Source organism: Pseudoalteromonas prydzensis, assembly GCF_001661495.1.
In the GTDB taxonomy this organism is placed as follows: domain Bacteria; phylum Pseudomonadota; class Gammaproteobacteria; order Enterobacterales; family Alteromonadaceae; genus Pseudoalteromonas; species Pseudoalteromonas prydzensis.
This window is the reverse complement of record NZ_BDDT01000001.1, coordinates 607,620-632,098: the sequence shown is the minus strand read 5'-3', so window position 1 is coordinate 632,098 and position 24,479 is coordinate 607,620. Positions and strand designations below refer to the sequence as shown.

Here is a 24,479-nt window from a genome sequence, read left to right as displayed (position 1 = left end):
GAGATAATTATGCCAAGTTATGCAAATCGCTACATAAGTAGTCTGACACGGGAAACCTATGCACTCATTTTAGCGGGTGGGCGCGGATCACGTTTACATGAATTAACTAATTGGCGGGCAAAACCTGCGGTTTATTTTGGTGGTAAGCATCGTATTATCGATTTCCCGCTATCAAACTGTATTAATTCAGGTATTCGCCGTGTCGGGATCGCCACTCAATATAAGTCACACTCGTTAATTCGCCATGTTAATCGCGCCTGGGGCCACTTTAAAAAAGAGTTGGGTGAATCTGTTGAGATTTTACCAGCATCACAACGCTATGGTGATGAGTGGTATTGCGGTACCGCCGATGCGGTGTTTCAAAATATGGATATCATCCGCCATGAGCTACCCAAATATGTGATGATTTTATCTGGCGATCACGTCTACCGTATGGATTACGGTGCGTTATTAGCGAAACATGTTGAAACCGGTGCTGATATGACAGTGTGCTGTATTGAAGTACCGTGTGAAGAAGCTGCTGATACCTTTGGTGTTATGACGGTCGATGAAGCCAAACGTGTAAAACGCTTTGATGAAAAGCCGAAAATGCCAAGTTCAATACCAGGTAAGCCGGGAACATGTTTAGCATCAATGGGAAATTACGTTTTTAATACCGATTTTTTATTTGAGCAGTTGAAAAAAGACGCTGAAAATGAAGGCTCAGGCCGTGATTTTGGGCATGATATAATTCCAGCCATTATTGAGGAGCATAATGTATTTGCTTTCCCATTTCGTGATCCAGGCCATGAAGGACAACCTTATTGGCGTGATGTAGGTACGCTGGATTCATTTTGGGAAGCAAATATGGAACTGGTAATGCCAGAGCCGCAGTTAGATTTATATGATCCAACCTGGCCAATTTGGACTTATCAGGAGCAACTGCCACCGGCAAAATTTATTTTTGACAATGACGATAGACGTGGCATGGCTGTTGATTCGACGGTATCGGGCGGCTGTATTATTTCAGGCTCAGTAGTGAGAAAATCATTATTGTTCTCCAATGTTCATATTCGGTCATACTGCGTAATCGAAGAATCGGTGATATTACCGGGTGCAATTATTCAACGTAATTGCCGTATTCGCCGTGCTATTATTGACCGTAGTTGTGAAGTGCCAGCCGGTGTTGAAATTGGTTATGATCGTAAAGCAGATGAAGAAAATGGCTTTAGAGTATCGAAAAAAGGTATTGTGTTAGTAACTCGCGAAATGCTCACTGAGCTTTCAAAAAAGCTTGAGCGCCTAGAACGTGAGAGCAAGCAATTGGCCTGAAGTTTAAACAGCAGTAGGAAATAAGAAAAAGATGCATGTATTAATGGTTGCGGCCGAAAATGACGCTTTACCAAATGCCAAGGTCGGCGGTGTTGCTGATGTACTACGGGATTGCCCAAAAGCATTGGTAGAGCATGGCTTAACCGTCGATGTGGTTATTCCTGATTACGGTTTTAGTGCACTAGAGCGAATACAACTAGGTACTGTAGAGGTACCATTTGCAGGCAGTATCCACTCAGTTCAAGTGTGGCAAGTATATGTTGGGCAACAACAGGTGAGGCAAATTGTGTTATCGCACTCATTATTTAGCCAACACAATGGTGACGTGTACTGCAACGATGATGGAGACCGGCCGTTTGCTACCGATGCGACTAAGTTTGCGCTATTTAATGCAAGTGTATGTGAGGCATTGTTAAAAGGTGTGATCACCCGCCCTGATGTATTGCATTTGCATGATTGGCACAGTGCCTGTGTGGCCGTGCTATTAAAATTTGACCAGCGGTTTGCATCTTTTTCTTCTTTACGTACCGTGTATACGGTGCACAATATTGCCCTACAAGGGATACGACCATTTAAGGGTGATGATTCAAGCCTCGAAGCATGGTTTCCATCGCTAAGCTATAACGGTGAGCTGTTGTGCGATCCACGCTATCCTCATTGTTTTAACCCGATGCGCAGCGCAATTAATTTAGTTGATAAAATACATTTAGTCTCGCCAAGTTACGCGCAAGAAGTATTGCAAGCCAGTCAACCGCATAATGGTTACTTTGGTGGTGAGGGTTTAGAGCAAGATTTAAAGCAAGCCAGTGCGAAGAATAAACTGGTTGGCATATTAAATGGCTGCGAATACAACACCGACAAACAACTCGCAAATAGTCAGTTATCCGATCTTTACGCTGCAATAGACCAGGCTTTATTTGCTTGGATGGCAAAAGAGGTTAATTTACAAAGCAGTTACTATATTGCTCATCAACGGTTGCTAAAATTTAGTACGCAACCCATGAGCGGGCCTTTAGTAACAAGTGTAGGGCGCCTGACCGACCAAAAAGCTTTGTTGCTGCGCCAACCTTATCAAAATCAGCAAGTACTTGATCAATTATGCCAAAAGCTAGCTGAGCAGCAAGGACGAATGATTATTTTAGGCTCAGGTGATCCACTACTTGAAAACACCTTCACAGCTGCAATGGCTCGCAATAGTAATCTGTTATTTTTAAAAGGTTATGGTAACAATGTTGGCGATTTACTGTATGAATTAGGGGATTTGTTCTTGATGCCGAGTTCGTTTGAGCCGTGTGGTATTAGCCAAATGCTGGCGATGCGTGCAGGGCAACCGTGTTTAGTACACCAAGTTGGTGGTTTAAAGGACACCATCACTGATTTAGAAAATGGCTTTAGCTTCAGTGGTGACACATTACAAATGCAAAGTGAAGCGTTACTAAACTGTTTTGAAAAAGCACTAACACTGCGACAAGAACAGCCAAATCAATGGCAGCAAATAGTCAGTAATGCAAAAGCGGCTCGATTTACTTGGTCACAAGTAGCAACGGATTACTTGAGTAAACTTTATAATTAATACTGCTATTTACCCTCTTACTAGCTATAATGTACTGTAATAACATTATATATTAGTTACTTAGTATTGGTTTTGTTCTGAGCAATGACCAATAACCTACTTAAAGGGTGAATTAGTGCAAGTATTTGTTGCCCGCCAAGCAATTTTTAATCGTCGCCAGCATGTTGTTGCTTACGAGCTATTGTTTCGCAACAGCACGGCGAATTACTTTCCAGATATCGAAGAAAGTGTCGCGACTGCCAAGCTGATTATGGAAAATCAGCTTAATTTTGGTACCCGACATATCACGTCCGGCAAAAAAGCATTAATTAATATAGGTCCAGATTCATTGAAAATGGACTTGTGTGCATTTTTGCCGTCACAAGATGTAGTCCTAGAACTGTTAGAAACAATCGAACCAACTGAAGAAAACTATCAGCTATGTCGTGCGCTTTTCCATAAAAACTTTGTCTTAGCACTGGATGATTTTGTGTATGAACCTAAGTGGGAAAGGTTTTTAAAGCTGATTAAACTAATTAAGTTTGATATTCAAATCACCCCATTACAGCAAATTGCACCGCTGATAAAAAAACTAAAAAAGTACAATAAATTAAAATTATTAGCTGAAAAAATAGAAACGGTAGATGATTTTAAAACGGCGCACAGGATGGGCTTCGATTATTTTCAGGGCTATTTTTTTGCCAAACCTGTGGTCATTCAACAAAAAGATATTGATATTAATTATGCACTTGCATTGACAATTTATGCGCAAGTCATGAAACAGAATCCTGATATCAATGCGATTGCACGTTTGTTTCAATTAGATACGGCGCTGGCATTTAAGTTGTTGAGGTTGATCAATAGCGGTGTGTTTCCTGTGCAAAAAGAGATTGAATCACTGAAACAGGCATTGGTTTATTTAGGTCATGATCATATTAAAAAGTTTGTTAGTTTGATCATCACCGCCCATGTTGCGCAAACCAAGCCCAGCGAATTAATAAAAATGTGTATTATCCGTGCGCGGTTTTGTGAACTCATTGCGAACAGAGTTGCACCCAGTCAAGCCAATAGTGCTTTTTTAACCGGGTTATTTTCACTGCTAGATGCGATTTTAGATCGACCAATGGAGCAGCTGCTCACCCGTTTACCGTTTCCTGATTCAATCAAAGCTGCCTTACTGCAAGAAAAAAATACTTTGTATTATATTCTTGAAACAGTAAAAGCGTATGAATCTGGCAGTTGGTGGGCAATGGAACAAGCAGTTGTATTCATTAATATAAACAGTGATTTACTACCCAAATTTTATCGAGATGCGTTAGACTGGTCAAACACACACCAGTACAATTAATATAGTTGAGCTATTAATGCGCAATCACAATATGGATATTATTCGCGGCCTTGCAGTACTTGGCTTAATGTACATGAACGCCTATTTCTTCGGTTTGTTTGAGTTTGGTTATGTGCCATTAGCTGATCCGCCCGTTTCTGATCATATTATTCAATGGCTCAGCCTAATTTTTGTTGATGGTCGCTTTCGTAGCCTGTTTTGTATTTTGTTTGGCGCTGGTTTATATATCCAATGGCAACGTTATCAGCAAATGGAGCTGCTTAAACAGCGGTTAAAAATATTAGCTGTGTTTGGTTTATTACACGGTTTTTTACTGTGGGCTGGGGATATTTTACTGATCTATGCGTGTGCAGGCTGGCTGGTAATAAAGTTTCTCGACGCAAGCGATGAGCGCTTGTTAAAACGTGGCTGGCAGTTTTTGTTATTAGGCATGGGCGTTACAGTATTAATCACTCTCGTCGAACCGCCTCCCAATTACTTTAGGGACTCCGAGGCATTTTTAGCAAGTTATGATATGCATCGTGGATCCGCAATTGACATGATCGCCAGTAATAGTGTGATGTTTCTGGTGATGATAATAGTAATTCCGCTGATCACTTTGTGGATGACCGCAGGATTAATGTTATTCGGTATTTATGGCTACAAAAATGATTTTTTTTGCACCGGTTTACCGAAATCATGGCAACTCAGGGTGCTGCTTATTGCAATTCTCTTATGCGCAATAAGGATCAGTTTTGAGTATCAATCCAGCCTATTAATTACGGCTTTAAAAGAACCTGTAAATTGGTTAGCAGCCTTATTTACAGCATTGCTAATGATCCATATGGTGGTGACTCTTACAACAAAATATGGTTTTCATTTTAAAGCCTTGCAGTGCTCAGGAAAACTGGCATTGACATTATATATTATGCAAACAGTTTGTTTGTTATTGTTATTTAAGGTTTTCTTTCCACATTGGATACTAAGCTTCAACCGCATTGAGTACTGGTTACTTGTGAGCTTACTTGTCCTTACACAATTGGTTTGCAGCGTGATTTACCTGCGTTATTTTAAGCAAGGGCCACTGGAATTTATTTGGCGAAAGTTAGCACGTTAATTCGTGTTTACCTTTTCAGGTTATTTTTATAATAGACACGCCTTACAGTCTTGCCTAAATCGCTTTTAATTCCACCTCATGCTCGTATCTTGAGGTGGTTTGGGTATACAATACTGGCCTTTGAAATTAAGATGAAATGGTAATGACAGATTTAAAACGATTAAATAAATTTATTAGTGACACTGGTTTTTGTTCACGACGCGAAGCGGATAAATATATTGAAGATGGTCGTGTTACTGTCAATGGCCAGCGCCCTGAAATGGGTGTAAAGGTTGCAACTAGCGATGTCGTCTTAGTCGATAGTAAACCGCTTAAGGAAGTCCCTAAGCGCGTGTATATTGCTTACAATAAACCTGTTGGCATCACGTGTACTACAGAGCGTAAAATTCAAAGTAATATTGTTAAAGCGGTAAATTATCCTGATCGTATTTTCCCAATTGGTCGCTTAGATAGACCTTCTGAAGGGTTAATATTTCTAACCAACGAAGGTGATATCGTTAACAAAATCCTTCGTGCCGGCAACAACCATGAAAAAGAATATGTAGTAACCGTAGATAAACCATTAAATCGCCAGTTCGTAAACAAAATGGCTGGTGGCATTCCCATCCTCGATACTGTAACTAAAAAATGTAAAGTTACGCAAACTGGCCCGCAACAGTTTACGATAATTCTTACTCAAGGCTTAAACCGCCAAATCCGAAGAATGTGTGAATATTTAGGCTATGAAGTAGTTACACTTAAGCGAACACGTATTATGAATGTAACGCTTAAAGGCTTAAAAGTAGGGCAGTGGCGTCATTTAACTGAGCAAGAGATGGCGTTGATCAATGACTCAATAGCCGATTCTGGTAAAACCGAAGAGTTGTCAGTGGATAAAAACAAACAAGCCGCTAAAGTTAGCACACCTTCGCAAGAGCGAGCACCACGTAAAGATGATGACAAAAAACGTGATTTTTCTAAACATGTAAAAAAAGGCCGCTTTAAGTCTCAACATAGTCAAACCAATAGCAAGCCTGCAAGACGAAATAGCACCACTCGCACAGGCACATTAAGCCTGAAAAAGTAACGATGTTGTATTACAGCCTGCTCTTAGTTGGTTGTAATACAGTTTCATATCAACCTGATGGCCTTCGTGGTGGTTATAGTGATGCAGTATTGGCTAAGGGTGAGTACCGCATCACGTACCGAGGTAATGCATTTGCATTACCTCTTCAATCATACTAAAATTAAAACCAATGAAACAAGTAAAAGATAGAGGTTGTTATGGCACAATTAGCTTTAGAAACTGAATCAACACTTACTGACCGTTTTCAAACTACAGTGCCTAGCTCTGTTCGTCAGGCGTTGCATTTAAACAAGAAAGACAAAATCAAATATGCTATTCAGTCTGATGGCAGTGTGGTTATTTCGCGTGCAGAAACAAACGAAAGCGACCCTGTGCTTGGCGAGTTTTTATCATTCATAGCGCGTGATATGCAGGCTCACCCTGAAAGACTAGAGCCGTTCTCAGCAAGTATGCGTGAAAGCGTTGATGCGTTGGTTGAAAATGTTGAAATTGATTTAGATGCTCCGTTATTGGATGAGGACGAGTAAGTTTGCAAAAAACGATACCTATGGTCGTAAATGGTTGGACACTCTACACTCATCCGTTGTTTAAAGAGCAGTATCTAAGCCTGAAAATGCAAGTTGAGGCTCTACGTAAAAAAGATTCAAAGAGCTACCTTAAAAAAAATGCCACGAAACGATTAGCTGCAATTCAAAGACTAATCTTTGAATTAATACCGCATGATCCTACCAGCGCTGAATTTCGCCAAGGAAACACATTAGGTGATGATAACAAGCATTGGTTTCGGGCAAAGTTCTTCCAGCAATACCGTTTGTTTTTTCGTTATCACCTAGAGTCTAAAGTTATCGTTTACGCATGGGTTAATGATGACAAGAATAAACGAGCATACTGTAGCAAAACTGATGCTTACAAAGTATTCGAAAAGATGTTAAAGGCTGGTCATCCTCCTGAGGGATGGGATGAGCTTTTAAAAACAGCCAAGGACGAATTACTGTCTCCATAAGCCTTTACAGCTCCCGCTTTAGTTGCGCTATTTAACTTACTATTAATTTCTTCACTAAGCTGAGAAAGAGTAAATCGAAAAGGGCTTTAGACCTTGGAGTATTTAGATATAAATTCATAATGCTCCTTTTGATGTTATTTTACTACAAAGCTGAGATTAATATTTGACAATGCTGATTCACACACTACTGTTTTTATATACAGTTTCTGGTTGTATAGTCAAAATGTATTTTTTTCCAATAAATCGTTATTAATAACTTGAAGTTATGTAAAGGTTAGAAAAGAGAAAGCTTTCGAGTAGCGCAGGAGGGTAAAATGGATAACATTCATATTATTGCAGATGATCGTGAACGCCGAAGTAATACCCTTAGTATTTTAAAACAAAGAACTGATATTTTGTTCACGGTTGAACGCTTACCTATAGGTGATTATTTCATTAATGGGTGGTTGTTAATTGAACGAAAACAACTGTGTGATCTTGTGGAGTCGCTTATTTCAGGGAGGTTATTTAACCAAGCAAGTCGTCTTGCTAATTCGGGTTTTAAGACTGCGATCTTAATAGAAGGTAATGCGCGCGATATAGCGAACTATAAAGTACACCGCCATTCAATTCTTGGGGCTTTGGTGACGTTGACAATCGTATTTGGAATATCAATTTTGCGTGCAGCTGATAGCCGAGAGTCAGTTGCTTTAATGGTTTTTGCAGCACAGCAGCAAATCAAGCAATTGAAAACAGACTTACCCCGTTTCGGCCGTAGACCAAAAACAGTTAAAGCTAGGCAGCTCTATATTTTACAGGGGTTACCTAGTGTTGGGCCTGTACTTGCTAAACGCCTTTTGGCTCATTTTGGTTCCGTGAAAGGTGTACTATCTGCAGATATTGATGCATTACGTAACATTGAAGGTGTTGGTAAAGAAATAGCGACTAAAATAGTTGCAGTCATATCTTAGCCGATAATTTATTACTAAGGAGCACTCATTGTGCACCTTAGTAATACTTAACCTTAGATATCATGCTTTTTAGGAATATCTATTCTAAACAGCACGGTATAAAGCACTGGCACTACGATTAAGGTCAGTACCGTTGCAAAACCTAACCCAAACATGATGGTTACCGCCATTGACTGGAAGAACACATCAAATAATAACGGGATCATGCCTAAAATAGTGGTTATGGCTGCCATGGCAACAGGGCGCACACGGCTGACACCTGAATCAAATACCGCTTGGTAGGGGTCTTTGCCTTCACTGAGTTCAAGGTTGATTTGATCGACTAACACAATGCCGTTTTTGATCAGCATGCCGCTTAAGCTCAATAGGCCTAATAAAGCCATAAAGCTAAATGCCGCGTTCATTAGTAATAAACCAGCGCTTACACCAATTATGGCAAGCGGTACGGTTGCCCAAATCACTAATGGTTTTTTAACAGAGTTAAATAGCAACACAGTAACCGCAAACATTGCTAAATAGCCCAGTGGTAATGAGCCAAAAATGGCTTTTTGTGCTTTAGTGGAAGATTCAAACTCGCCGCCCCATTGCAGTTCATAACCATGAGGGAGTTTAATGGCTTCAACGCCTGCTCTTACTCTGGCAAATAGCTTTGCGGGTGTTTCATCGCCAATGACATCGTGATCAGCCATCACGGTGATTGTACGTTTACGGTCACGGCGCATAATCAGGCTGTCTTCCCACTCTACAACAAAGTCATCCACCACTTGAGTAACGGGCACAAATACACCTAATACTGGGCTGTAGATTTGTAAATCACGAAGACTTTCAACATTCAAGCGCTCTTCAGCAGGGGAGCGGGCAATGATCGGTAATTGTTGAGTGCCATCTTTATAAACGCCCACTTTCTTACCCGATAAACTAGTCAACAACAGTTGGTCTAAGTCTGTTTTAGCAATCCCTAAACGTCTGGCTTTTTGCTCATTTAATTGTGGCCGAATAAGTTTCGAGCGTTCACGCCAATCATCGCGAATATTGTAGGCCCCTGCATCCTGACTAAATACCTGTTTGGCTTGTTTTGCTAATTGGCGAAGCACGACAGGATCCGCTCCCGAAAAACGCGCTTCTATTTTTGCATCGGTAGAGGGGCCAATTTCCATACGTTTAATTTTAAGTTTGGCATCAAACACATGAGCAGTTTCGTAATCCCGTACTTTGGCAATCATGGTTGCAACGGCTTCACGGTCTTTAACCCGAATGATCAATTGGCCGTACGCTGGATACGATTTTTCGGGCGCATAGGTCAACATAAAGCGCGGTGCGCCTTGGCCGATTGTTGATGTTACTTCTTCGACCAGCTCATCTTTTTGTAAAAAGGCCTCGAGTTTGGCAACGCCATCTAATGTCGCGTGAATATCAGCGCCTTGAGTATGCCAATAATCCACGTAAAACATCGGGGTGTTAGAGGCGGGGAAAAATGCTTGTTTGATAAACTTAAACCCAAACACTGAGCTGACAAGTAGCACCACCATCAGCAACAAGGTGGTTTTGCGAAAGCGCATTGCGGTACTTAATAGGCTTTTATAGCTGTTAAATATCACACCTTGGTATGGATCTTCAGCGTGGCTTTGCTCTGTTAACTCAGACTCTTTAAACATTAGATCAGCAAAAAATGGAGTTAGGGTAATTGCTGTGATCCAACTCAGTAATAACGAGATAAATAACACCCAAAATAAGCTACCCGCAAACTCACCACTGGCATCAGAGCTTAAACCAATTGGTGCAAATGCGGTGATCGCAATCACGGTTGCACCAAGTAAAGGCCATTTTGTTTGCTGAACAATATTTGTTGCAGCTTGTATTTTTGTTTGTCCACGCTTTAAGTTGATTAATATACCTTCGGTGACCACGATAGCGTTATCAACCAGCATACCTAAGGCGATGATCAGCGCGCCTAACGAAATACGCTGTAAATCTATAGCGAACAGCTTCATGAATATAAAAGTACCAAGCACGGTAAGCAGTAAGATTGCGCCAATCAGTACGCCACTTTTAAAGCCCATAAATACCAGTAATACAATGATCACGATAGCAACGGCTTCCAATAGGCTGACAATAAACCCGTTTACAGACTTTTCAACTTCTACGGGTTGGTTGTATACCGTGTTAATTTCCATTCCATGTGGGCGCTGGTATTCAAGTGATGCTAAATGCGAGTGAATGTTATCGCCAACATCCACTACGTTAACGCCGTTGCTAAAAGAGATACCCACCAGCAAAGCTTGCTGCTGATTAAAGCGCATCACATTATTAGGCACTTCTGCGTATTCTCGGTATACCGTTGCAACATCGCCTAAGTAGATAAGTTCACTGGCTCCGGGCTTGGAGATCAATAGGTTTTCAAGCTCTTTTACGTCTTTAAACTCCCCCGTTGGGTGAAGGCGGATTGACTCATCACCGACACGTACCTTACCTGCGTTCGATACTGTGTTTTGTGATTGTAATAATTGATAAATTCTATTGGGTGCAATACCTAGTTGGGCCAGTTTACGGGTTGATATTTCCACCATAACTTGCGCTTGCTGTTCTCCGCTAACAGTGACTTTACTGACTCCTTCAACAAGGACTAGCTCACGTTTTAAGAAATCCACGTAATCTTTTAATTCATCGTATGAATAACCATCACCCGTCACCGCATACATTACGCCGTACACATCACCAAAGTCATCCAAGATAGTACTTGGGTAAACGCCGCTGGGCAGTGTTGCTGCGTTATCGTTAATCTTACGGCGCAACTCATCCCAAATTTGTCGTAAGTCTTGTTTGCGATAGGTACTTTTCATTTCAACGGTGATTTGGGATTTACCAGGAGATGAAATACTGGTTACGTAATCAACGTAGGGTAATTGTTGAATTGCATTTTCTATCGGGAAAGTAACTTCTTCTTCCACTTGCTGAGGTGACGCACCGGGGTACAAGGTGATCACCATGGCTTTTTTGAGTGTGAACTCTGGATCCTCAAGTTGTCCAAGGCCAAAATAAGACACCGCACCACCGACTAATAACAGTAGTGCAAACATCCAGCTAACCACTTTTTGTTTAATGGCAATTTCTGCAAAACTCATTGTTATAAGCCTCGCTCTTTTTGCCACGGACGCACTTGCATCCCTTCTTCTAAATAATGTACACCGGCGGCAACCACAGTTTGCCCTTGTTTAATACCTGAGAGCACTTCAATGCCACTGCGGTGCAATTGCCCTACAGCGACGGCTTGTTTATTCACTTTGCCAGTCTCTGGGTCATATACCCAAACATAGCTGTTATTTGCAGATTCAGTGGGTTCAGAAAACACCGCTTCAACAGGTAATAAAACATACCGAGATTGGGAATGGGTTATCTTGCTCAAATCTATATCGACACGACCGGTCATACCTGCGAGTAAATTAAAATCCTCTGGGACAGGTAATGAAAAAACCACCTTGTACGTGAGTGTGGCTGGATCGGCTTGTGTATCATATTCTTTGATTGTTAATGTGTATGATTTATTGGGAAAACCGTCAAATACAACGGTTGGTTGATAGTTCGCGTCTTTATCTATACGAGCAATCAGCTTTTCGGGTACTTGGATAATAACATCCATTAAATCACGTGTTTCTAAACGTAGAATATTTTGCTTGGCTTGAATATTCTCATAGTTTTTAACAAATACTTTTGCCACGGTGCCACTAAATGGTGCGCGCAACTCACTATTATCTAAGTTTGTTTTCGCTATTTTTAACGCTGATTCTGCTACCTGTTTATTAGCGAGGGCTTGATCAAGCTCTGACTGACTTGTGATAGATTTATCAAATAGGGTCGCCACGCGCTCTAATTGCGATTGCGCTAATTCAAATCGCGCTTTACGCTCTTCATACTGTAGTTGAAAATCTTCCGGATCGAGCTTTGCAAGGAGTTGACCCTTTTCAACATGTTGACCTGCCAGTGCAGGGAATTTTAATAACTCACCATTGACCCGAAAAGCTAAGTAAGAGCCTTGATTTGCCACCACTTCGGCTGGAAAACTACGAATTGTCTCGTCGGAATTGCTATTTATAGCAAATAATTTTACAGGGCGAATTGGTTGCTCGACCTCTGCATCAGTATTGGCTTCCTTACAAGCGACTAAACTCAGCATTAATGTCGTTATGATTAAAACTGGCGACAGTTTCATGGTCTTCTCCGTGGTTATGAAAACATAAATTGAGTGCAGCATACGCCGCAAACATATAAAATAAAAATTATTAAATTTTAAAAAGATCATAAATAAAATTTATGAAGATTCACGAGAGTCCGCTATGAACCTTGTCCAATTAAAAATGCTTGATGCCATTGTGCGTACCCAAAGCCTTTCAAAAGCGGCTAGTGTATTACATAAGTCACAGCCGGCATTAACGTTAGCAATCAAGAAGCTTGAAACAGAAATTGGCTTTGCATTGCTCGATCGCAACCAATATCGGTTATCCCTTACAGAAAAGGGGCGATTGTTTCATCGAGAAGCACAGTTATTGCTCAGTGCGCAATCTCATCTAACACAGTTAGCCAATGAATTAGCCCTAGGTAATGAAGCTAACTTTAAAATTTGTTACGAACAATTGTGCCATGCGCCAAAATATAACGATATAATTTGTGACGCTTTTACTCAGTATCAAAGCACAGAGTTTAGCGTAAGCAGTGGAAAACGCTTTACCTCTTTGGAGCAAGTGAATAAATCACAGGCTGATTTAGGGATAGGGCCGTGGTTTGATTTGTTTCATGCCACTGGTGATTTAGAAAGTATGCCCATAGGTAAGCTTGATATTGGTTTGGTGTGTGCTAATAACTTAATGCCAAAGCAACTTAATTATCAACAGCTACAGCACTATCCATGCTTAGCGATGTTTGAAAGTGAGATGAGTTTTGATTCTGAGCGGTTATCATATTCAAAAGGCTCAGCGATAATGAAAATAGATGACATAGCTACGCTAAAATCATTTTTAATTTCCGGTGCAGGGTGGGCGATGATAAGCTTAGCTCATTGCCAAGCAGAGCTTAGATCAGGACTTTTACAACGAGTTGAAGTACTTGATAGAGAGCATACATTTAGTGCTCAAATTAGAGTATTTAGGCAGTACTCTGTACACCATGGGCCAGTTGCACGTGCGATCTGGCAAGGTTTTAAGCAAGCAAGTGAACAGTTTTTAAATGAATGATAGCCAAGCAAGCAAAGAAGATAAAATTTATACTGTGATGGCGAATATTCCCCTTGGCTGCGTTGCAAGTTATGGACAAGTCGCGGCAATGGCTGGACTTGCAAGTAATGCACGTTTGGTGGGGCGATTGCTTAAATTGATGCCTAAAGATTCAGTTATCCCGTGGCATAGAGTGATCAATAGCCAAGGTAAGATATCGTTTCCTGAAGGGTCCCCTCAATACCTTAAGCAATATCAATTACTGCAGAGCGAGGGGATCATCTTTAAAAATGGTAAAGTGAATATGCGTATTTATCGTTGGCAGTAAGTTAATAAATATAGTGACTAATTGCCACATAGTGGCAAACACAGCCAGCAATCACAAACAGATGCCAAATAGCATGACTAAATTGACGTTGTTTAGCACTGTAAAACAGTGTTCCTAGGCTATATAAAATCCCGCCTGCAAGTAACCACCATAATGCATTGATCGGCACACTTAAATACAGCGGATAAATAATCGCCACTGCAAACCAGCCCATTAATAAATAGGTAGCTAGCGACACTTTTTTGTTTTGTTGTACTACAAATAGTTTATAGCACACCCCACCTACTGCCAGAGACCATATAAATATTAAAGGTAAAATAGACCACAGCCCAATCAATGATAAAACTAAAAAGGGAGTATAAGTACCTGCAATTAATATATAAATAGCACAATGATCACACTTTTTATAGATAGCGCGTGCACGCAGGTTGAGACTGCTGTGATAAAGCGTAGACGATAAAAACAGTAAAAATAAGCTCGCACCATATACTAGAGCACTGATGATATGCGCAGAAGTTTGCGATTTTGTCAGCAGTTCCCACAGTACATAAATTGAAAAAATAACCCCAGCACCGTGTGAAAGCGCATTTAGTTGCTCTTCCTTTGCAGAATAAGCAGGTACAACACTCATAGTGTACTCAATGGTAGTAAAAAAGTGAGTTCAGTGTACAAGTGTACGCTGAAATTATCAATGCCAAAAAAATCCTAAATAGTGGTTAATTTGACTAAAATAATTGGTCAAAATAAATGTGTGTGAACATGCGCTGAAATTTTTTTTAATAATTCTTTTATTTTTCAATGTGGTACAATTTATTTTTCACTTGGCACAACCTTTGATTAAGTAATAGCGACTAACTTAATAACACAATAAGGAATACCATTATGAAAAGCATTATCAAACTATCTGTTGCAGCACTATTGGTTGTTGGTTCTACACAAGCAAGTGCAAATGACGGTCAATTAGACATTACTCAAACACTTTCAAACAACATCGCGCACTACATTGAAAGTGCAGGTAATGAATTACAAAGTCAATTAAAAGAATCTTTGTTCAATGATTCACAAAAAATGTTAAACGAGTTCTTTTCTGTAAAAAGCGAGCAACTCGTTGAAGCTAACGCTGTTGAAAACACTCCCCAGCTTGTTGTCGCTAACAATGATGCAAAGGTTGAGGGTTAAGACAATGAGCAGCGAACTTGGATTATTAGCTTTAATGTTAGCACCTGTGGTGAGCTTGTTAAGTGCCTATGCATCAGTTGAACTGTTACGTAATGTGGGACAATGGCTAAACTTAGGTTGATTGGGGTATAGCTAAGTAATGATCGGTAACATTGATCTTATTCGCTGCGGTGCACGTAACGTAATGCATAGTTAAATTGATGTAGTAAAGCCTTATGAAACGTGCAATCTTTCCATTACCAGTGTTTATTTTACCTAGCGGGTATACGCGGTTACGTATTTTTGAACCTCGCTATCTTGACATGGTTAAAGAAGCATTAAAGGCCGAGCATGGATTTGTACTGTGCCAATATGATGTTGATAGTTATCTCAATGTTCCTCAATACGGCTGTTTAGTTGATATTATTGACTTTTCCCAAGACGAGCAAGGGCAATTATTAATTGATGTAGCTGCTAAATCGGTGGTTAAAATTAGTGATGTAAGCCAAAACAAACAGCAACTCCGTTATGGTCAGTTAACGGCAACTGAAGACATTTTTTGGTTTCAACAACCTCGTCAACTAACAGACAAAGATAAATGCTTACAAATGGCTTTAGAGCAGTTATTTGCTAGCAATGTGCAGTTAAATGAACTTTACCGCGAAACTCATTTTGATGAGCTTAACTGGGTTGTTGCTCGCTGGCTTGAGCTGTTACCTATCTCAATTGATAAAAAACAACAACTTGCCTTTAAATCTGACTTTGCGAATATTCACTCTTTCCTCCATACTGTGATTAATAACGAATTTTCCTAATTAATATGATCCCTCTGTATTTTTGCAGCGTATTGCACCTGTAAGAAAACTAATAGGAATATTAAGATGGTAAGTCAACAACCAGCTACACGTTGTGAACCTAACACAGGTAACTATACTGCCATGCCAGAAACGCCGAGCAAAGAGCTCGCAGATGCCTTATCGGCTGTCGCCATTAAGCGTGATAAACAAGCGTTTGCTTATTTATTTGCTTATTTTTCGCCAAAAATTAAACGTTTTGGTATTAAACAATTTAATTCTGATGCGCAAGCTATGGAGCTTGTGCAAGAAACCCTGACCTCAGTATGGCGTAAAGCTCACCTGTATAATAACGATAAAGGTGCAGCAACGACCTGGGTTTATACAGTGATGAGAAATGCTTCATTCGACATGCTCAGAAAAATGAAAAGTAATAAAGAAGAGCATATCAGTGAAGATATTTGGCCATTGGTTGAGCAACACGCTAACTCAGACTACGAGTTTAGTGATCACCTTGAAAATCAACAAATTAAAAATTACTTGGATAAATTACCTCAAGCACAACGAGATGTGGTTAAAGGGGTGTACTTCCAAGATATGTCACAAGAACAACTGGCAGAGCAGTTAAATATTCCTGTCGGTACTGTTAAATCACGTTTACGGTTAGCGTTACAAAAATTACGCAATGAAATGGGAGACCGCCATGATTAAACATCACCCAAGCAATGCGTTATTAGCGCAGTATTGTAATGCGTCATTGCCAGCAAGCCTCAGTGTTGCCGTGGCTATCCACCTAGAAATGTGTGAATGCTGTAAAGCCGAGGTTAAACGCTTAGAAGCACACAATGCAGACGCTATTTTTACTCAACCTGACTTGTCTGTTGATGAAGAGCTGAGTGTTGATGAAATGTCATTATTTGCAGCTATCACAGCCAGCGATGAAGTTGATGAAGTGTACGAAGTGCCGCCGCAAACCATTGCCATTACAAAGCAATACAATTATCAATTGCCACGAGCACTGGCACGTATTCCTCATAGCAAATTTATGCAAATGGGGAAATTATCACGTTCACGTATTAACCTCGAAGATGGCGCGCTGCGCTCAAGTTTATTGCACATTGATGCTGGTGGCGAGATCCCAGAGCACACACACACAGGTTTTGAGCTGACTTTATTACTCGATGGTGAGTTTAGCGATGAAGACGGTGATTATGTTGCTGGCGATTTTATGTGGTTAGATGGCCGTCATCAGCATACTCCAACCACGAAAGATGGTTGCTTATGCTACACAGTTGTCAGTAGTGCACTACACTTTAATAAAGGCTTGAGTAAGTTACTTAATCCAATTGGCAGTTTAATTTACTAGGACTATTTACTAGGAATATCATGGCGCAATCGAGTATTAAAATAGGTATCAGTGCCTGCCTTGCAGGTGAAAAAGTACGTTTTGATAGTGGTCATAAAAAATCTAATTTTTGTATGGATGAGTTGGCTAAACATGTTGAATATAAACGCTTTTGCCCAGAAGTTGCAGTCGGGTTACCAATCCCGCGTCCTACAATTAGACAAGTCAGAGTAGGTGATACAATTAAAGTGTGTCGTCCTGATGGCAGCGAAGACGTGGGCCCTAAGTTGACCGAATACGGCAAGCGTGTTGCGACAGAGCAATCGGCAGAGCTGAGTGGTTTTGTATTTTGTGCTAAAAGCCCGAGTTGCGGTATGGAGCGCATCAAAATATACAATGAAGCTGGCACCGGTAATACCTCTGAAGGTGTGGGTTTTTTTGCTGAGCAAATAATGGCGCATAACCCATTACTGCCTTGTGAAGAAAATGGCCGACTAAACGACATGCATTTACGTGAAAATTTCGTAATGCGGGTGTTTACTTTCAAAAACTGGCAACTACTGCGCGAGCAAGCCGTGACGGTTCATCGTTTAACCCAGTTTCACGCTCAATATAAATATCTGTTAATGGCCCATAATTATCAAGCATATCGCGACTTAGGCAACTTACTAGGTACCTATGAAGGTCGTGATTTTGAAGCACTAGCAGATAGTTATATTAGTGGTTTGATGGCTGCCTTGAAAAGGCCAGCATCACGAAAAAATAATAGTAATACCTTAATGCATTTACAGGGTTACTTTAAAAAGCAGCTGTCTAAAATTGAAAAACAAGAATTACGCGATGCGATTGATGAGTATCGAGCAGGTTTAGTGCCTTTGTATGTCCCGCTTACACTGTTGAAGCATCATTTAAAAGTGCACCCAAATGAATACTTAGCAAAGCAAGTGTACTTTAATCCTTATCCTAACGAATTAAAACTACGCTACGGAATTTAATGAACACTGTATTTTGGTTTAGGCGCGATCTGCGCCTTTTTAATAATCTTGCCCTTTATCAAGCAATCGAAAATGGGTGTAAAGATGCTATTTTTTTTATCACTGAGCAACAATGGCAGCGCCATGATGTTGCACCGATCCAGATTGATTTACTCAAACGCAGGCTCGACTACTTAGGTCAATTATTAGCTGATAACGGCATTACATTACATATTATCGATGGCGGCGATTATCACGGCTGTGTGCAGCAGTTGACGGCATTTTGCAAGCAACATGCTGTATCAAATATCTATGCGAATAAAGAATATGAAATTAATGAAGTTGAGCGTGATCAGGCTTTTTTAAAAGATGCTGATGAAGTTGGCATTTCACTGAGGTTATTTGATGGTGATGTAATAGCGCCACCGGGTACTGTGCTTAATCAGAGCGGTGAAATGTTTAAAGTATTTACGCCATTTAAAAATGCTTGGCTAAAGCAGTATCAAGACACGCATTTTTATTTTCAGCCCCTGCCGGCAATGTTCAGCCCAATTACTTGGCAGGGTTGTGCGTTATTAAGCACTGATAACACTTCCCACAAATGGCCGGTAGATGACGAGTCTCTCAGTCAAGTCTGTAACCGTTTTATCCACGACAAGCTACTCAGTTATAAAGATCAACGAGACATTCCAAGTATTAAAGGCACATCGGGTTTAAGTCCGTATTTGGCATTAGGGGTAGTTTCGGTCCATCAATTAATCGCCTTGGTACAGCAACAGCATATTGATGTATTAAGCAGTTCTAAAAGCAACGTATTTACTTGGGTGAACGAACTCGTGTGGCGTGAGTTTTATCGTCATTTAATCGTGGCTTATCCAAAGCTTAACAAATACCAAAATTTTAATGAAAAGTATGATCCTGTACAGTGGCGCAGCGATGACGCTGATTTTACTGCTTGGTGCCAAGGTAAAACGGGTTACCCACTGGTTGATGCCGCAATGAGGCAATTGTTACAAACGGGTTGGATGCATAATCGACTGCGTATGGTGGTCGCCAGCTTTTTGACCAAGCATTTATTGATTGATTGGCGTAAAGGCGAGCGCTTTTTTATGCAGCATTTAATTGATGGTGACTTAGCATCAAACAATGGTGGTTGGCAATGGGCGGCCAGTACTGGCTGTGATGCGCAGCCTTATTTCAGAATATTTAATCCCATTACACAAAGCGAACGTTTTGATCCAGAAGGTGAATTCATTCGTAAGTATATACCTGAGCTTACGTCAGTACCGAACAAGCACATTCATTTCCCGCATGCATATTTAGCGCTACAGGGAAGCGAGAAAAATAAGTATTGGCCAGCAATTGTAGATCATAAAGCGGCTCGTCAACGAGCACTTGACGCATTTAAGGTATGACATGGGTAACCACAAAACGGAAAAATTTATTGAAGTTTATCAGTCACTCAATAAAGACAATTTATATTTATTGGATGAGATTTATGATCCGGATATTGCGTTTAAAGATCCTCTCCATGAGGTAAGTGGCTTAACTGAATTAAGCGATTATTTTTCAGGTCTTTATAGCAATCTGAATTATTGTCAATTTATCATCAGTGATACCGTCAGCACGGATGATAGGGCATTTGTGTACTGGACGATGCAATACGCGCACCCAAAGCTCAATGGTGCACAGCAAATAAGTGTTGAAGGGCACAGCCACTTACGCTTTGCTGGCGAGAAAATCATTAGTCATCGAGATTACTTTGACGTTGGTGCTTTGTTATATCGCCAGATCCCACTCCTTGGATCTGTTATTAAATACATAGACAAAAAGGCAGCACAATCATGATCACCCTGATAACTGGCGCGACCTCTGGAATAGGGGAGCAACTAGCAAAACAATACGCGAGAGCAGGTGATACTGTGATAGCGTGTGGTCGAAACCAAGACAAATTAAATGCGCTTGCACAGTTTGACAATATTACAGCATGTCAGTTTGATGCCACCGATATTCAACAGATACGTCTTGCTACTGCAGCTTATCCTAATTTAGACCGAGTGATTTTAAATGCCGGTAATTGTGAGTATATTGATGATGCGCGTAACTTCGATAGCAGCTTATTTACCCGCGTTGTGACAACCAACTTACTCAGTATGGGCTATTGCCTAGAAGCACTGTTACCTAAAATTAAAGCCGGTGGCCAGCTGGTGCTAGTCAGCTCAAGTGTTACTTATTTACCCCTGCCGCGCTCAGAAGCGTATGGTGCGTCCAAGGCTGGAGTTAGTTATTTAGCTAAAAGTTTAGCCATTGATTTAAACGATATTGATGTCACCTTAGTACACCCAGGATTTGTTAAAACGCCACTCACAGACAAAAACGACTTCCCCATGCCAATGGCCGTAACAGCTGAAAAAGCGGCTGATTATATTATTAAAGGCGTAGCAAAAAGACGCAAAGAAGTGCATTTTCCTTATCGATTTACTCTTATTTTAAAATGTTTACGTATATTGCCATTACCACTTTGGCTTAAACTTGCAAAAGGATTAACGCGTTGAAAAAAATCGCTATTATAGGGTCGGGAATAGCCGGCCTAAGTTGTGCTCAGCTACTGCATAAGAAGTACGATATCACCGTTTTTGAAAAAAACAATTACATTGGTGGACATACAGCGACAGTCGATGTGCTTGTAGATGGCAATGAATACGCAGTAGACACCGGTTTTATCGTGTTTAACGACCGCACTTATCCCAACTTTGAGAAATTACTAAAGCGTATTGGTGTTGAGCGCCAGCCCACGCAAATGAGCTTCAGTGTGCATAATGAGCAAACGGGCTTTGAATACAATGGACATACCTTTACCAGTTTATTTGCCCAAAAACGTAATATATTTCGTCCGCGGTTTTGGAAATTACTCAGTGATATTGTGCGTTTTAATAAATTATGTAAATCATTACACGCAGCTAACCAATATCAACAGGGTCAAACATTAGGTGCGCTACTTGATCAACACGGCTTTAACGATTTTTTCCGTTATCATTACATTTTGCCAATGGGGGCGGCGATTTGGTCTACCAGCATTAAAGAAATGAGTAATGTGGGAGTTGAGTTTTTTGTAAAGTTTTTCTTTAATCATGGCTTACTCGATATTACTAACCGACCGCAGTGGTATGTGATCCCCGGCGGTTCGCGTGAATACATCGCTCCACTTATAAAAGGTTTTGCAGACAAAATTCAGCTTAATAGTCATATAAAAACAGTAACAAGAAATGAGCAAATGATCACCATTGAGTTTGCTGATGGGCACAGTGAAACTTTTGATAAAGTGATTTTTGCGTGTCATTCAGACCAAGCGCTGACCTTAATCGATGAGCCAAGCGCGGATGAGCAAATGGTACTCGGTGCGATTCCTTACACTGAGAACTCAGTGATCTTACACACCGATACAGGTTTATTGCCAAAGCGAAAAGCAGCGTGGGCCAGCTGGAATTACTTGCTAAATGATCATACTGACAAGGCCGCAGTGGTAACTTATCAAATGAATATTCTGCAGGGTATACAAAGCGATATTCAGTTTTGTGTGACCTTAAATCATCGTGAAGGCATTGATAGAGCAAAGATTTTACGTGAATTTACTTATCATCATCCGGTGTTTAACAAAGCATCAATTGCCGCTCAGCAGCAAAAACCGTTGATAGATGGTGTTAATAATAGCTTTTTCTGCGGCGCATACTGGTACAACGGTTTTCATGAAGACGGTGTCAGAAGTGCGGTTGATGTAGCACGCCAGCTTGGGGTTGAGTTTGACTAGCGCGGTTTATATTGGCGATGTTAAACATCGCCGATTTGCTGTTAAAGCACATCAATTTAAATATCCCATGTATATGATGTGGGTTGATTTAATGGCACCGGATTCTTTAGACGGCATTCATCCTTGGCTTGGTACGAAAGGATTGAAGGCACTAAAATTTTGTCAACAAGATTACCTAGAATATGCAGAGCAACCGCAACACACTATCAGTCAACGTGCATTTACTAGAATTGCCCAACTTGGCGTTTCAGACTCATTTACGGGTGTGTATATGCTAGGGCAATTACGTTGCTTAGGGGTTTACTTTAGCCCGGTAAATTTCTATTTCTACCAAATCGCAACAGGTGACTTTACTCACATGGTTGCTGAGGTGAGTAATACTCCATGGAATGAACGACATTACTATTTAGTACCACTTGAAAAAAAAGTGAACTTTAAAAAGACTTTTTCCGTATCACCTTTCATGGATCTTGATATGAACTATCATTGGCATATCCGTTTTAATAAAGATAACACCATGATACATATTGAAAATAAAAAAGATGACCAATTGTTGTTTGACGCCACACTGAGGCTTGAACGACAAACATTAACTAAGGCAACGATCAGTCGCTTGTTAAAACGGTTTCCAGCAATGACGTGGACTATTTTTAAAGGTATCTACGTCCATGCGTTTAAGTTGTTTTGTAAGCGAGTGCCTTTTATTGGTCATTCAGGTAACGGCAGTTAAGACACTGCAATAAAATTTTAGGTGAAGTTATGGAAAAAGTGTCCAATCTAGAAAGTGGGCAATCGCGCGATTGGCTAGTAAAAGTATATAAAAAGCTTGTATTTGGTGCGTTTAGCAGCCTCAAAGTTGGCCATATTACTTTAGTTCATGGCAATGATATTGTGCATTTTGGTGATCAGCACAGCCAGCTCAAAATGCAGTTAACCGTAAATGATCCTGCAATGTATAAAGCATTTGCTTTATCTGGTAGTGTTGGTGCGGGGGAGTCCTATATTCTTGGCCATTGGGACTGCGATAATTTAACTGCATTAATTGAAATTTTTGCGATAAATCAGGCAGAGTTGGACGCCTTTGAGAAGAAGTTTGCATTTTTTAGTAATATTTATTTTCGTCTTAATCATTTTAAAAATAAAAACTCGCAGCATGGTTCGAAAAAGAACATTGTTGCCCATTATGATTTAGGCAACGACCTCTATTCATCGTTTTTAAGCACAGAGATGCTGTATTCATGTGCTGTTTACCCGACAAAAGACGCAACCCTTGAGCAAGCGCAAAGTCATAAACTGGATTTAATTTGTCAGCAAGTAGATTTACAACACGGCGATAGCGTAATTGAAATTGGCACAGGCTGGGGAGCATTTGCGATACATGCGGCAACTCATTACGGCTGCCATGTAACCACCACGACGATCTCTGATGAGCAACATGCCTATGTAGCACAGAAAGTAGCCGAATTAGGGCTTGAAGATAAAATCACATTATTGAAACAAGATTACCGCTTACTTGAAGGACGGTATGACAAGCTTGTTTCAATAGAGATGATTGAGGCTGTTGGTCATGAGTTTTTGCCAAGCTTTTTCCAAAAGTGTAATGAGTTACTAAAAGAGACTGGCGTTATGTTGATCCAGGCCATCACTATCGGCGATCAACGCTACCAGCACTATTTAAAAAACTCAGATTTTATTCAGCAATATATTTTCCCTGGTGGTTGTTTGCCATGTATTGATGAGATGAATAAGCAAATCAAACAGCAAACAGATATGGTTGTACACAGTATTAAGGACATTGGTGTTCATTACGCTAGAACGTTGGCGGATTGGCGCACGCGGTTTATTGCAAGCTGGCCAGAGATTGACAAAGTAAAGTTTGATCAGCGTTTCTATCGTTTATGGCTGTTTTATTTAGCATACTGCGAAGGTGCATTTCGTACTCGAGCAACCAGCACAGTGCATTTAGTCGCGCGTAAACCTCGTTTCAGCCACTCGGGTGATGATATTGCACTCGGTTATTAATTTCGCTCTTTTTCAAGGTGTTTGGTTTATGGCCTTACTCCTTGAAGACAGCGCAAATTTAGCTATTGCGGCAGTGATAGTGCTGATGCTGTTGTTATCAAAACAACGTAAGCAAGACTCACTGCTATTATTGCTCGGCCTTAGTATCGCGCTTGGCTTTGAATACCTTATGGTGCAATTAAATTTCCTTGGCTTTAAATCAAACCCTTATCCAATTTGGTTTGTATTATTGTGGAGCGCACTGCTTTTGACCGTGAATACCTCAATGCAATTTTTAACTCGACTACCTTGGTATTTATCAGTTGTTGTGTGCGCTATGTTTGCACCGGCAAGTTACTGGGCTGGTGCTAGGTTTGAGGTAATAACAATTGCACAGCCATTATGGCTGTTTTGGTTGGTGTATGGTCTTAGCTGGGCACTGATGTTTAATTGCATTATCTTTGTGAATAAAAAAATTGCGACCTATTTTCTTTTAGGCGATCAATCAAAGCAGTAATTGTGTATCAATACCGACTACTAA

At 40.5% G+C, this 24,479-nt stretch carries 25 protein-coding genes; 22 read left to right on the top strand and 3 right to left on the bottom strand.

Going from position 1 to position 24,479, the window contains the following annotated elements; translation table 11 throughout:
• Window positions 1–9: 9 nt before the first annotated feature.
• From glgC to A7968_RS02585, 8 genes are all read left to right on the top strand, one after another.
• Window positions 10–1,311, top strand: a complete 1,302-nt coding sequence (glgC, locus tag A7968_RS02620; protein ID WP_064665009.1) for a glucose-1-phosphate adenylyltransferase — start codon at window positions 10–12, stop codon at window positions 1,309–1,311.
• A gap of 31 nt (window positions 1,312–1,342) precedes the next feature.
• Window positions 1,343–2,884, top strand: a complete 1,542-nt coding sequence (locus A7968_RS02615) for a glycogen synthase (protein WP_064665008.1) — start codon at window positions 1,343–1,345, stop codon at window positions 2,882–2,884.
• A 115-nt stretch (window positions 2,885–2,999) separates the two neighbouring features.
• Window positions 3,000–4,211: an EAL and HDOD domain-containing protein gene (locus A7968_RS02610; RefSeq protein WP_064665007.1), complete on the top strand. Its 1,212-nt coding sequence runs from the start codon at window positions 3,000–3,002 to the stop codon at window positions 4,209–4,211.
• 16 nt (window positions 4,212–4,227) lie between these two features.
• The gene (locus A7968_RS02605) at window positions 4,228–5,307 is read left to right on the top strand and encodes a DUF418 domain-containing protein (protein WP_227008947.1); all 1,080 of its coding nucleotides are present in this window, start codon (window positions 4,228–4,230) and stop codon (window positions 5,305–5,307) included.
• Window positions 5,308–5,449: 142 nt separating this feature from the next.
• Window positions 5,450–6,373, top strand: coding sequence for a 23S rRNA pseudouridine(2604) synthase RluF (gene rluF / locus A7968_RS02600; protein ID WP_064665362.1), 924 nt, complete (start codon window positions 5,450–5,452; stop codon window positions 6,371–6,373).
• 197 nt (window positions 6,374–6,570) lie between these two features.
• Window positions 6,571–6,900, top strand: coding sequence for a type II toxin-antitoxin system PrlF family antitoxin (locus A7968_RS02595; RefSeq protein WP_064665005.1), 330 nt, complete (start codon window positions 6,571–6,573; stop codon window positions 6,898–6,900).
• A gap of 20 nt (window positions 6,901–6,920) precedes the next feature.
• Window positions 6,921–7,376: a type II toxin-antitoxin system YhaV family toxin gene (locus A7968_RS02590; RefSeq protein ID WP_064665361.1), complete on the top strand. Its 456-nt coding sequence runs from the start codon at window positions 6,921–6,923 to the stop codon at window positions 7,374–7,376.
• 314 nt (window positions 7,377–7,690) lie between these two features.
• A complete protein-coding gene (locus A7968_RS02585; protein WP_064665004.1) occupies window positions 7,691–8,326 on the top strand; it encodes an ERCC4 domain-containing protein in 636 nt (211 codons plus the stop codon).
• Window positions 8,327–8,379: 53 nt separating this feature from the next.
• On the opposite strand, the gene A7968_RS02580 is transcribed toward A7968_RS02585, so the two are convergent.
• Complete coding sequence (locus tag A7968_RS02580) at window positions 8,380–11,448, bottom strand: efflux RND transporter permease subunit (RefSeq protein WP_064665003.1); 3,069 nt, start codon at window positions 11,446–11,448, stop codon at window positions 8,380–8,382.
• Window positions 11,449–11,450: 2 nt separating this feature from the next.
• Window positions 11,451–12,533, bottom strand: coding sequence for an efflux RND transporter periplasmic adaptor subunit (locus tag A7968_RS02575; RefSeq protein WP_064665002.1), 1,083 nt, complete (start codon window positions 12,531–12,533; stop codon window positions 11,451–11,453).
• 124 nt (window positions 12,534–12,657) lie between these two features.
• Between A7968_RS02575 and A7968_RS02570 the strand changes: the two genes are divergently transcribed.
• Entirely contained in the window at window positions 12,658–13,551 is an 894-nt protein-coding gene (locus tag A7968_RS02570; protein WP_064665001.1) for a LysR family transcriptional regulator, read from the top strand.
• On the top strand, window positions 13,544–13,858 hold the full coding sequence (locus A7968_RS02565) for an MGMT family protein (protein ID WP_064665000.1): 315 nt from the start codon (window positions 13,544–13,546) through the stop codon (window positions 13,856–13,858). The genes A7968_RS02570 and A7968_RS02565 overlap by 8 nt, the downstream gene beginning before the upstream one ends.
• Before the next feature lies 1 nt (window position 13,859).
• On the opposite strand, the gene trhA is transcribed toward A7968_RS02565, so the two are convergent.
• Entirely contained in the window at window positions 13,860–14,489 is a 630-nt protein-coding gene (gene trhA / locus A7968_RS02560) for a PAQR family membrane homeostasis protein TrhA (RefSeq protein ID WP_064664999.1), read from the bottom strand.
• 251 nt (window positions 14,490–14,740) lie between these two features.
• Between trhA and A7968_RS02555 the strand changes: the two genes are divergently transcribed.
• The 12 genes from A7968_RS02555 (at window position 14,741) to A7968_RS02500 (ending at window position 24,455) form a co-directional block, all read left to right on the top strand.
• Window positions 14,741–15,037 (top strand): hypothetical protein, encoded by a 297-nt coding sequence (locus tag A7968_RS02555; protein ID WP_064664998.1) that lies wholly within the window; start codon window positions 14,741–14,743, stop codon window positions 15,035–15,037.
• A 215-nt stretch (window positions 15,038–15,252) separates the two neighbouring features.
• Entirely contained in the window at window positions 15,253–15,831 is a 579-nt protein-coding gene (locus A7968_RS02550) for an LON peptidase substrate-binding domain-containing protein (protein ID WP_064664997.1), read from the top strand.
• Window positions 15,832–15,897: 66 nt separating this feature from the next.
• Window positions 15,898–16,521 carry a sigma-70 family RNA polymerase sigma factor gene (locus A7968_RS02545; RefSeq protein ID WP_064664996.1) on the top strand — a complete coding sequence of 208 codons (624 nt, stop codon included), beginning with the start codon at window positions 15,898–15,900 and terminating at the stop codon, window positions 16,519–16,521.
• The gene (locus tag A7968_RS02540; RefSeq protein WP_064664995.1) at window positions 16,514–17,176 is read left to right on the top strand and encodes a ChrR family anti-sigma-E factor; all 663 of its coding nucleotides are present in this window, start codon (window positions 16,514–16,516) and stop codon (window positions 17,174–17,176) included. The genes A7968_RS02545 and A7968_RS02540 overlap by 8 nt, the downstream gene beginning before the upstream one ends.
• Before the next feature lie 20 nt (window positions 17,177–17,196).
• The gene (locus A7968_RS02535) at window positions 17,197–18,150 is read left to right on the top strand and encodes a YbgA family protein (RefSeq protein WP_064664994.1); all 954 of its coding nucleotides are present in this window, start codon (window positions 17,197–17,199) and stop codon (window positions 18,148–18,150) included.
• Window positions 18,150–19,544 (top strand): deoxyribodipyrimidine photo-lyase, encoded by a 1,395-nt coding sequence (gene phrB, locus A7968_RS02530; RefSeq protein ID WP_064664993.1) that lies wholly within the window; start codon window positions 18,150–18,152, stop codon window positions 19,542–19,544. The genes A7968_RS02535 and phrB overlap by 1 nt, the downstream gene beginning before the upstream one ends.
• Before the next feature lies 1 nt (window position 19,545).
• Complete coding sequence (locus A7968_RS02525; RefSeq protein ID WP_064664992.1) at window positions 19,546–19,977, top strand: nuclear transport factor 2 family protein; 432 nt, start codon at window positions 19,546–19,548, stop codon at window positions 19,975–19,977.
• Entirely contained in the window at window positions 19,974–20,684 is a 711-nt protein-coding gene (locus A7968_RS02520) for an SDR family NAD(P)-dependent oxidoreductase (RefSeq protein ID WP_064664991.1), read from the top strand. Before A7968_RS02525 ends, A7968_RS02520 begins: the two co-directional genes overlap by 4 nt.
• Window positions 20,681–21,937: an NAD(P)/FAD-dependent oxidoreductase gene (locus A7968_RS02515; protein ID WP_064664990.1), complete on the top strand. Its 1,257-nt coding sequence runs from the start codon at window positions 20,681–20,683 to the stop codon at window positions 21,935–21,937. The genes A7968_RS02520 and A7968_RS02515 overlap by 4 nt, the downstream gene beginning before the upstream one ends.
• Entirely contained in the window at window positions 21,930–22,667 is a 738-nt protein-coding gene (locus A7968_RS02510; RefSeq protein ID WP_064664989.1) for a DUF1365 domain-containing protein, read from the top strand. The genes A7968_RS02515 and A7968_RS02510 overlap by 8 nt, the downstream gene beginning before the upstream one ends.
• 29 nt (window positions 22,668–22,696) lie before the next feature.
• The gene (locus tag A7968_RS02505; protein WP_064664988.1) at window positions 22,697–23,959 is read left to right on the top strand and encodes an SAM-dependent methyltransferase; all 1,263 of its coding nucleotides are present in this window, start codon (window positions 22,697–22,699) and stop codon (window positions 23,957–23,959) included.
• Window positions 23,937–24,455 (top strand): DUF2878 domain-containing protein, encoded by a 519-nt coding sequence (locus tag A7968_RS02500; protein WP_064664987.1) that lies wholly within the window; start codon window positions 23,937–23,939, stop codon window positions 24,453–24,455. The genes A7968_RS02505 and A7968_RS02500 overlap by 23 nt, the downstream gene beginning before the upstream one ends.
• Window positions 24,456–24,479 lie beyond the last annotated feature (24 nt).

What these genes read in the sequence shown, in the direction of transcription:
- glgC (WP_064665009.1), top strand. Translation starts at nt 10, where the DNA reads ATGCCAAGTTATGCAAATCGCTACATAAGTAGTCTGACACGGGAAACC.
- A7968_RS02615 (WP_064665008.1), top strand. Translation starts at nt 1,343, where the DNA reads ATGCATGTATTAATGGTTGCGGCCGAAAATGACGCTTTACCAAATGCC.
- A7968_RS02605 (WP_227008947.1), top strand. Translation starts at nt 4,228, where the DNA reads ATGCGCAATCACAATATGGATATTATTCGCGGCCTTGCAGTACTTGGC.
- rluF (WP_064665362.1), top strand. Translation starts at nt 5,450, where the DNA reads ATGACAGATTTAAAACGATTAAATAAATTTATTAGTGACACTGGTTTT.
- A7968_RS02595 (WP_064665005.1), top strand. Translation starts at nt 6,571, where the DNA reads ATGGCACAATTAGCTTTAGAAACTGAATCAACACTTACTGACCGTTTT.
- A7968_RS02590 (WP_064665361.1), top strand. Translation starts at nt 6,921, where the DNA reads ATGGTCGTAAATGGTTGGACACTCTACACTCATCCGTTGTTTAAAGAG.
- A7968_RS02585 (WP_064665004.1), top strand. Translation starts at nt 7,691, where the DNA reads ATGGATAACATTCATATTATTGCAGATGATCGTGAACGCCGAAGTAAT.
- A7968_RS02580 (WP_064665003.1), bottom strand. Translation starts at nt 11,448, where the DNA reads ATGAGTTTTGCAGAAATTGCCATTAAACAAAAAGTGGTTAGCTGGATG.
- A7968_RS02575 (WP_064665002.1), bottom strand. Translation starts at nt 12,533, where the DNA reads ATGAAACTGTCGCCAGTTTTAATCATAACGACATTAATGCTGAGTTTA.
- A7968_RS02570 (WP_064665001.1), top strand. Translation starts at nt 12,658, where the DNA reads ATGAACCTTGTCCAATTAAAAATGCTTGATGCCATTGTGCGTACCCAA.
- A7968_RS02565 (WP_064665000.1), top strand. Translation starts at nt 13,544, where the DNA reads ATGAATGATAGCCAAGCAAGCAAAGAAGATAAAATTTATACTGTGATG.
- trhA (WP_064664999.1), bottom strand. Translation starts at nt 14,489, where the DNA reads ATGAGTGTTGTACCTGCTTATTCTGCAAAGGAAGAGCAACTAAATGCG.
- A7968_RS02555 (WP_064664998.1), top strand. Translation starts at nt 14,741, where the DNA reads ATGAAAAGCATTATCAAACTATCTGTTGCAGCACTATTGGTTGTTGGT.
- A7968_RS02550 (WP_064664997.1), top strand. Translation starts at nt 15,253, where the DNA reads ATGAAACGTGCAATCTTTCCATTACCAGTGTTTATTTTACCTAGCGGG.
- A7968_RS02545 (WP_064664996.1), top strand. Translation starts at nt 15,898, where the DNA reads ATGGTAAGTCAACAACCAGCTACACGTTGTGAACCTAACACAGGTAAC.
- A7968_RS02540 (WP_064664995.1), top strand. Translation starts at nt 16,514, where the DNA reads ATGATTAAACATCACCCAAGCAATGCGTTATTAGCGCAGTATTGTAAT.
- A7968_RS02535 (WP_064664994.1), top strand. Translation starts at nt 17,197, where the DNA reads ATGGCGCAATCGAGTATTAAAATAGGTATCAGTGCCTGCCTTGCAGGT.
- phrB (WP_064664993.1), top strand. Translation starts at nt 18,150, where the DNA reads ATGAACACTGTATTTTGGTTTAGGCGCGATCTGCGCCTTTTTAATAAT.
- A7968_RS02525 (WP_064664992.1), top strand. Translation starts at nt 19,546, where the DNA reads ATGGGTAACCACAAAACGGAAAAATTTATTGAAGTTTATCAGTCACTC.
- A7968_RS02520 (WP_064664991.1), top strand. Translation starts at nt 19,974, where the DNA reads ATGATCACCCTGATAACTGGCGCGACCTCTGGAATAGGGGAGCAACTA.
- A7968_RS02505 (WP_064664988.1), top strand. Translation starts at nt 22,697, where the DNA reads ATGGAAAAAGTGTCCAATCTAGAAAGTGGGCAATCGCGCGATTGGCTA.
- A7968_RS02500 (WP_064664987.1), top strand. Translation starts at nt 23,937, where the DNA reads ATGATATTGCACTCGGTTATTAATTTCGCTCTTTTTCAAGGTGTTTGG.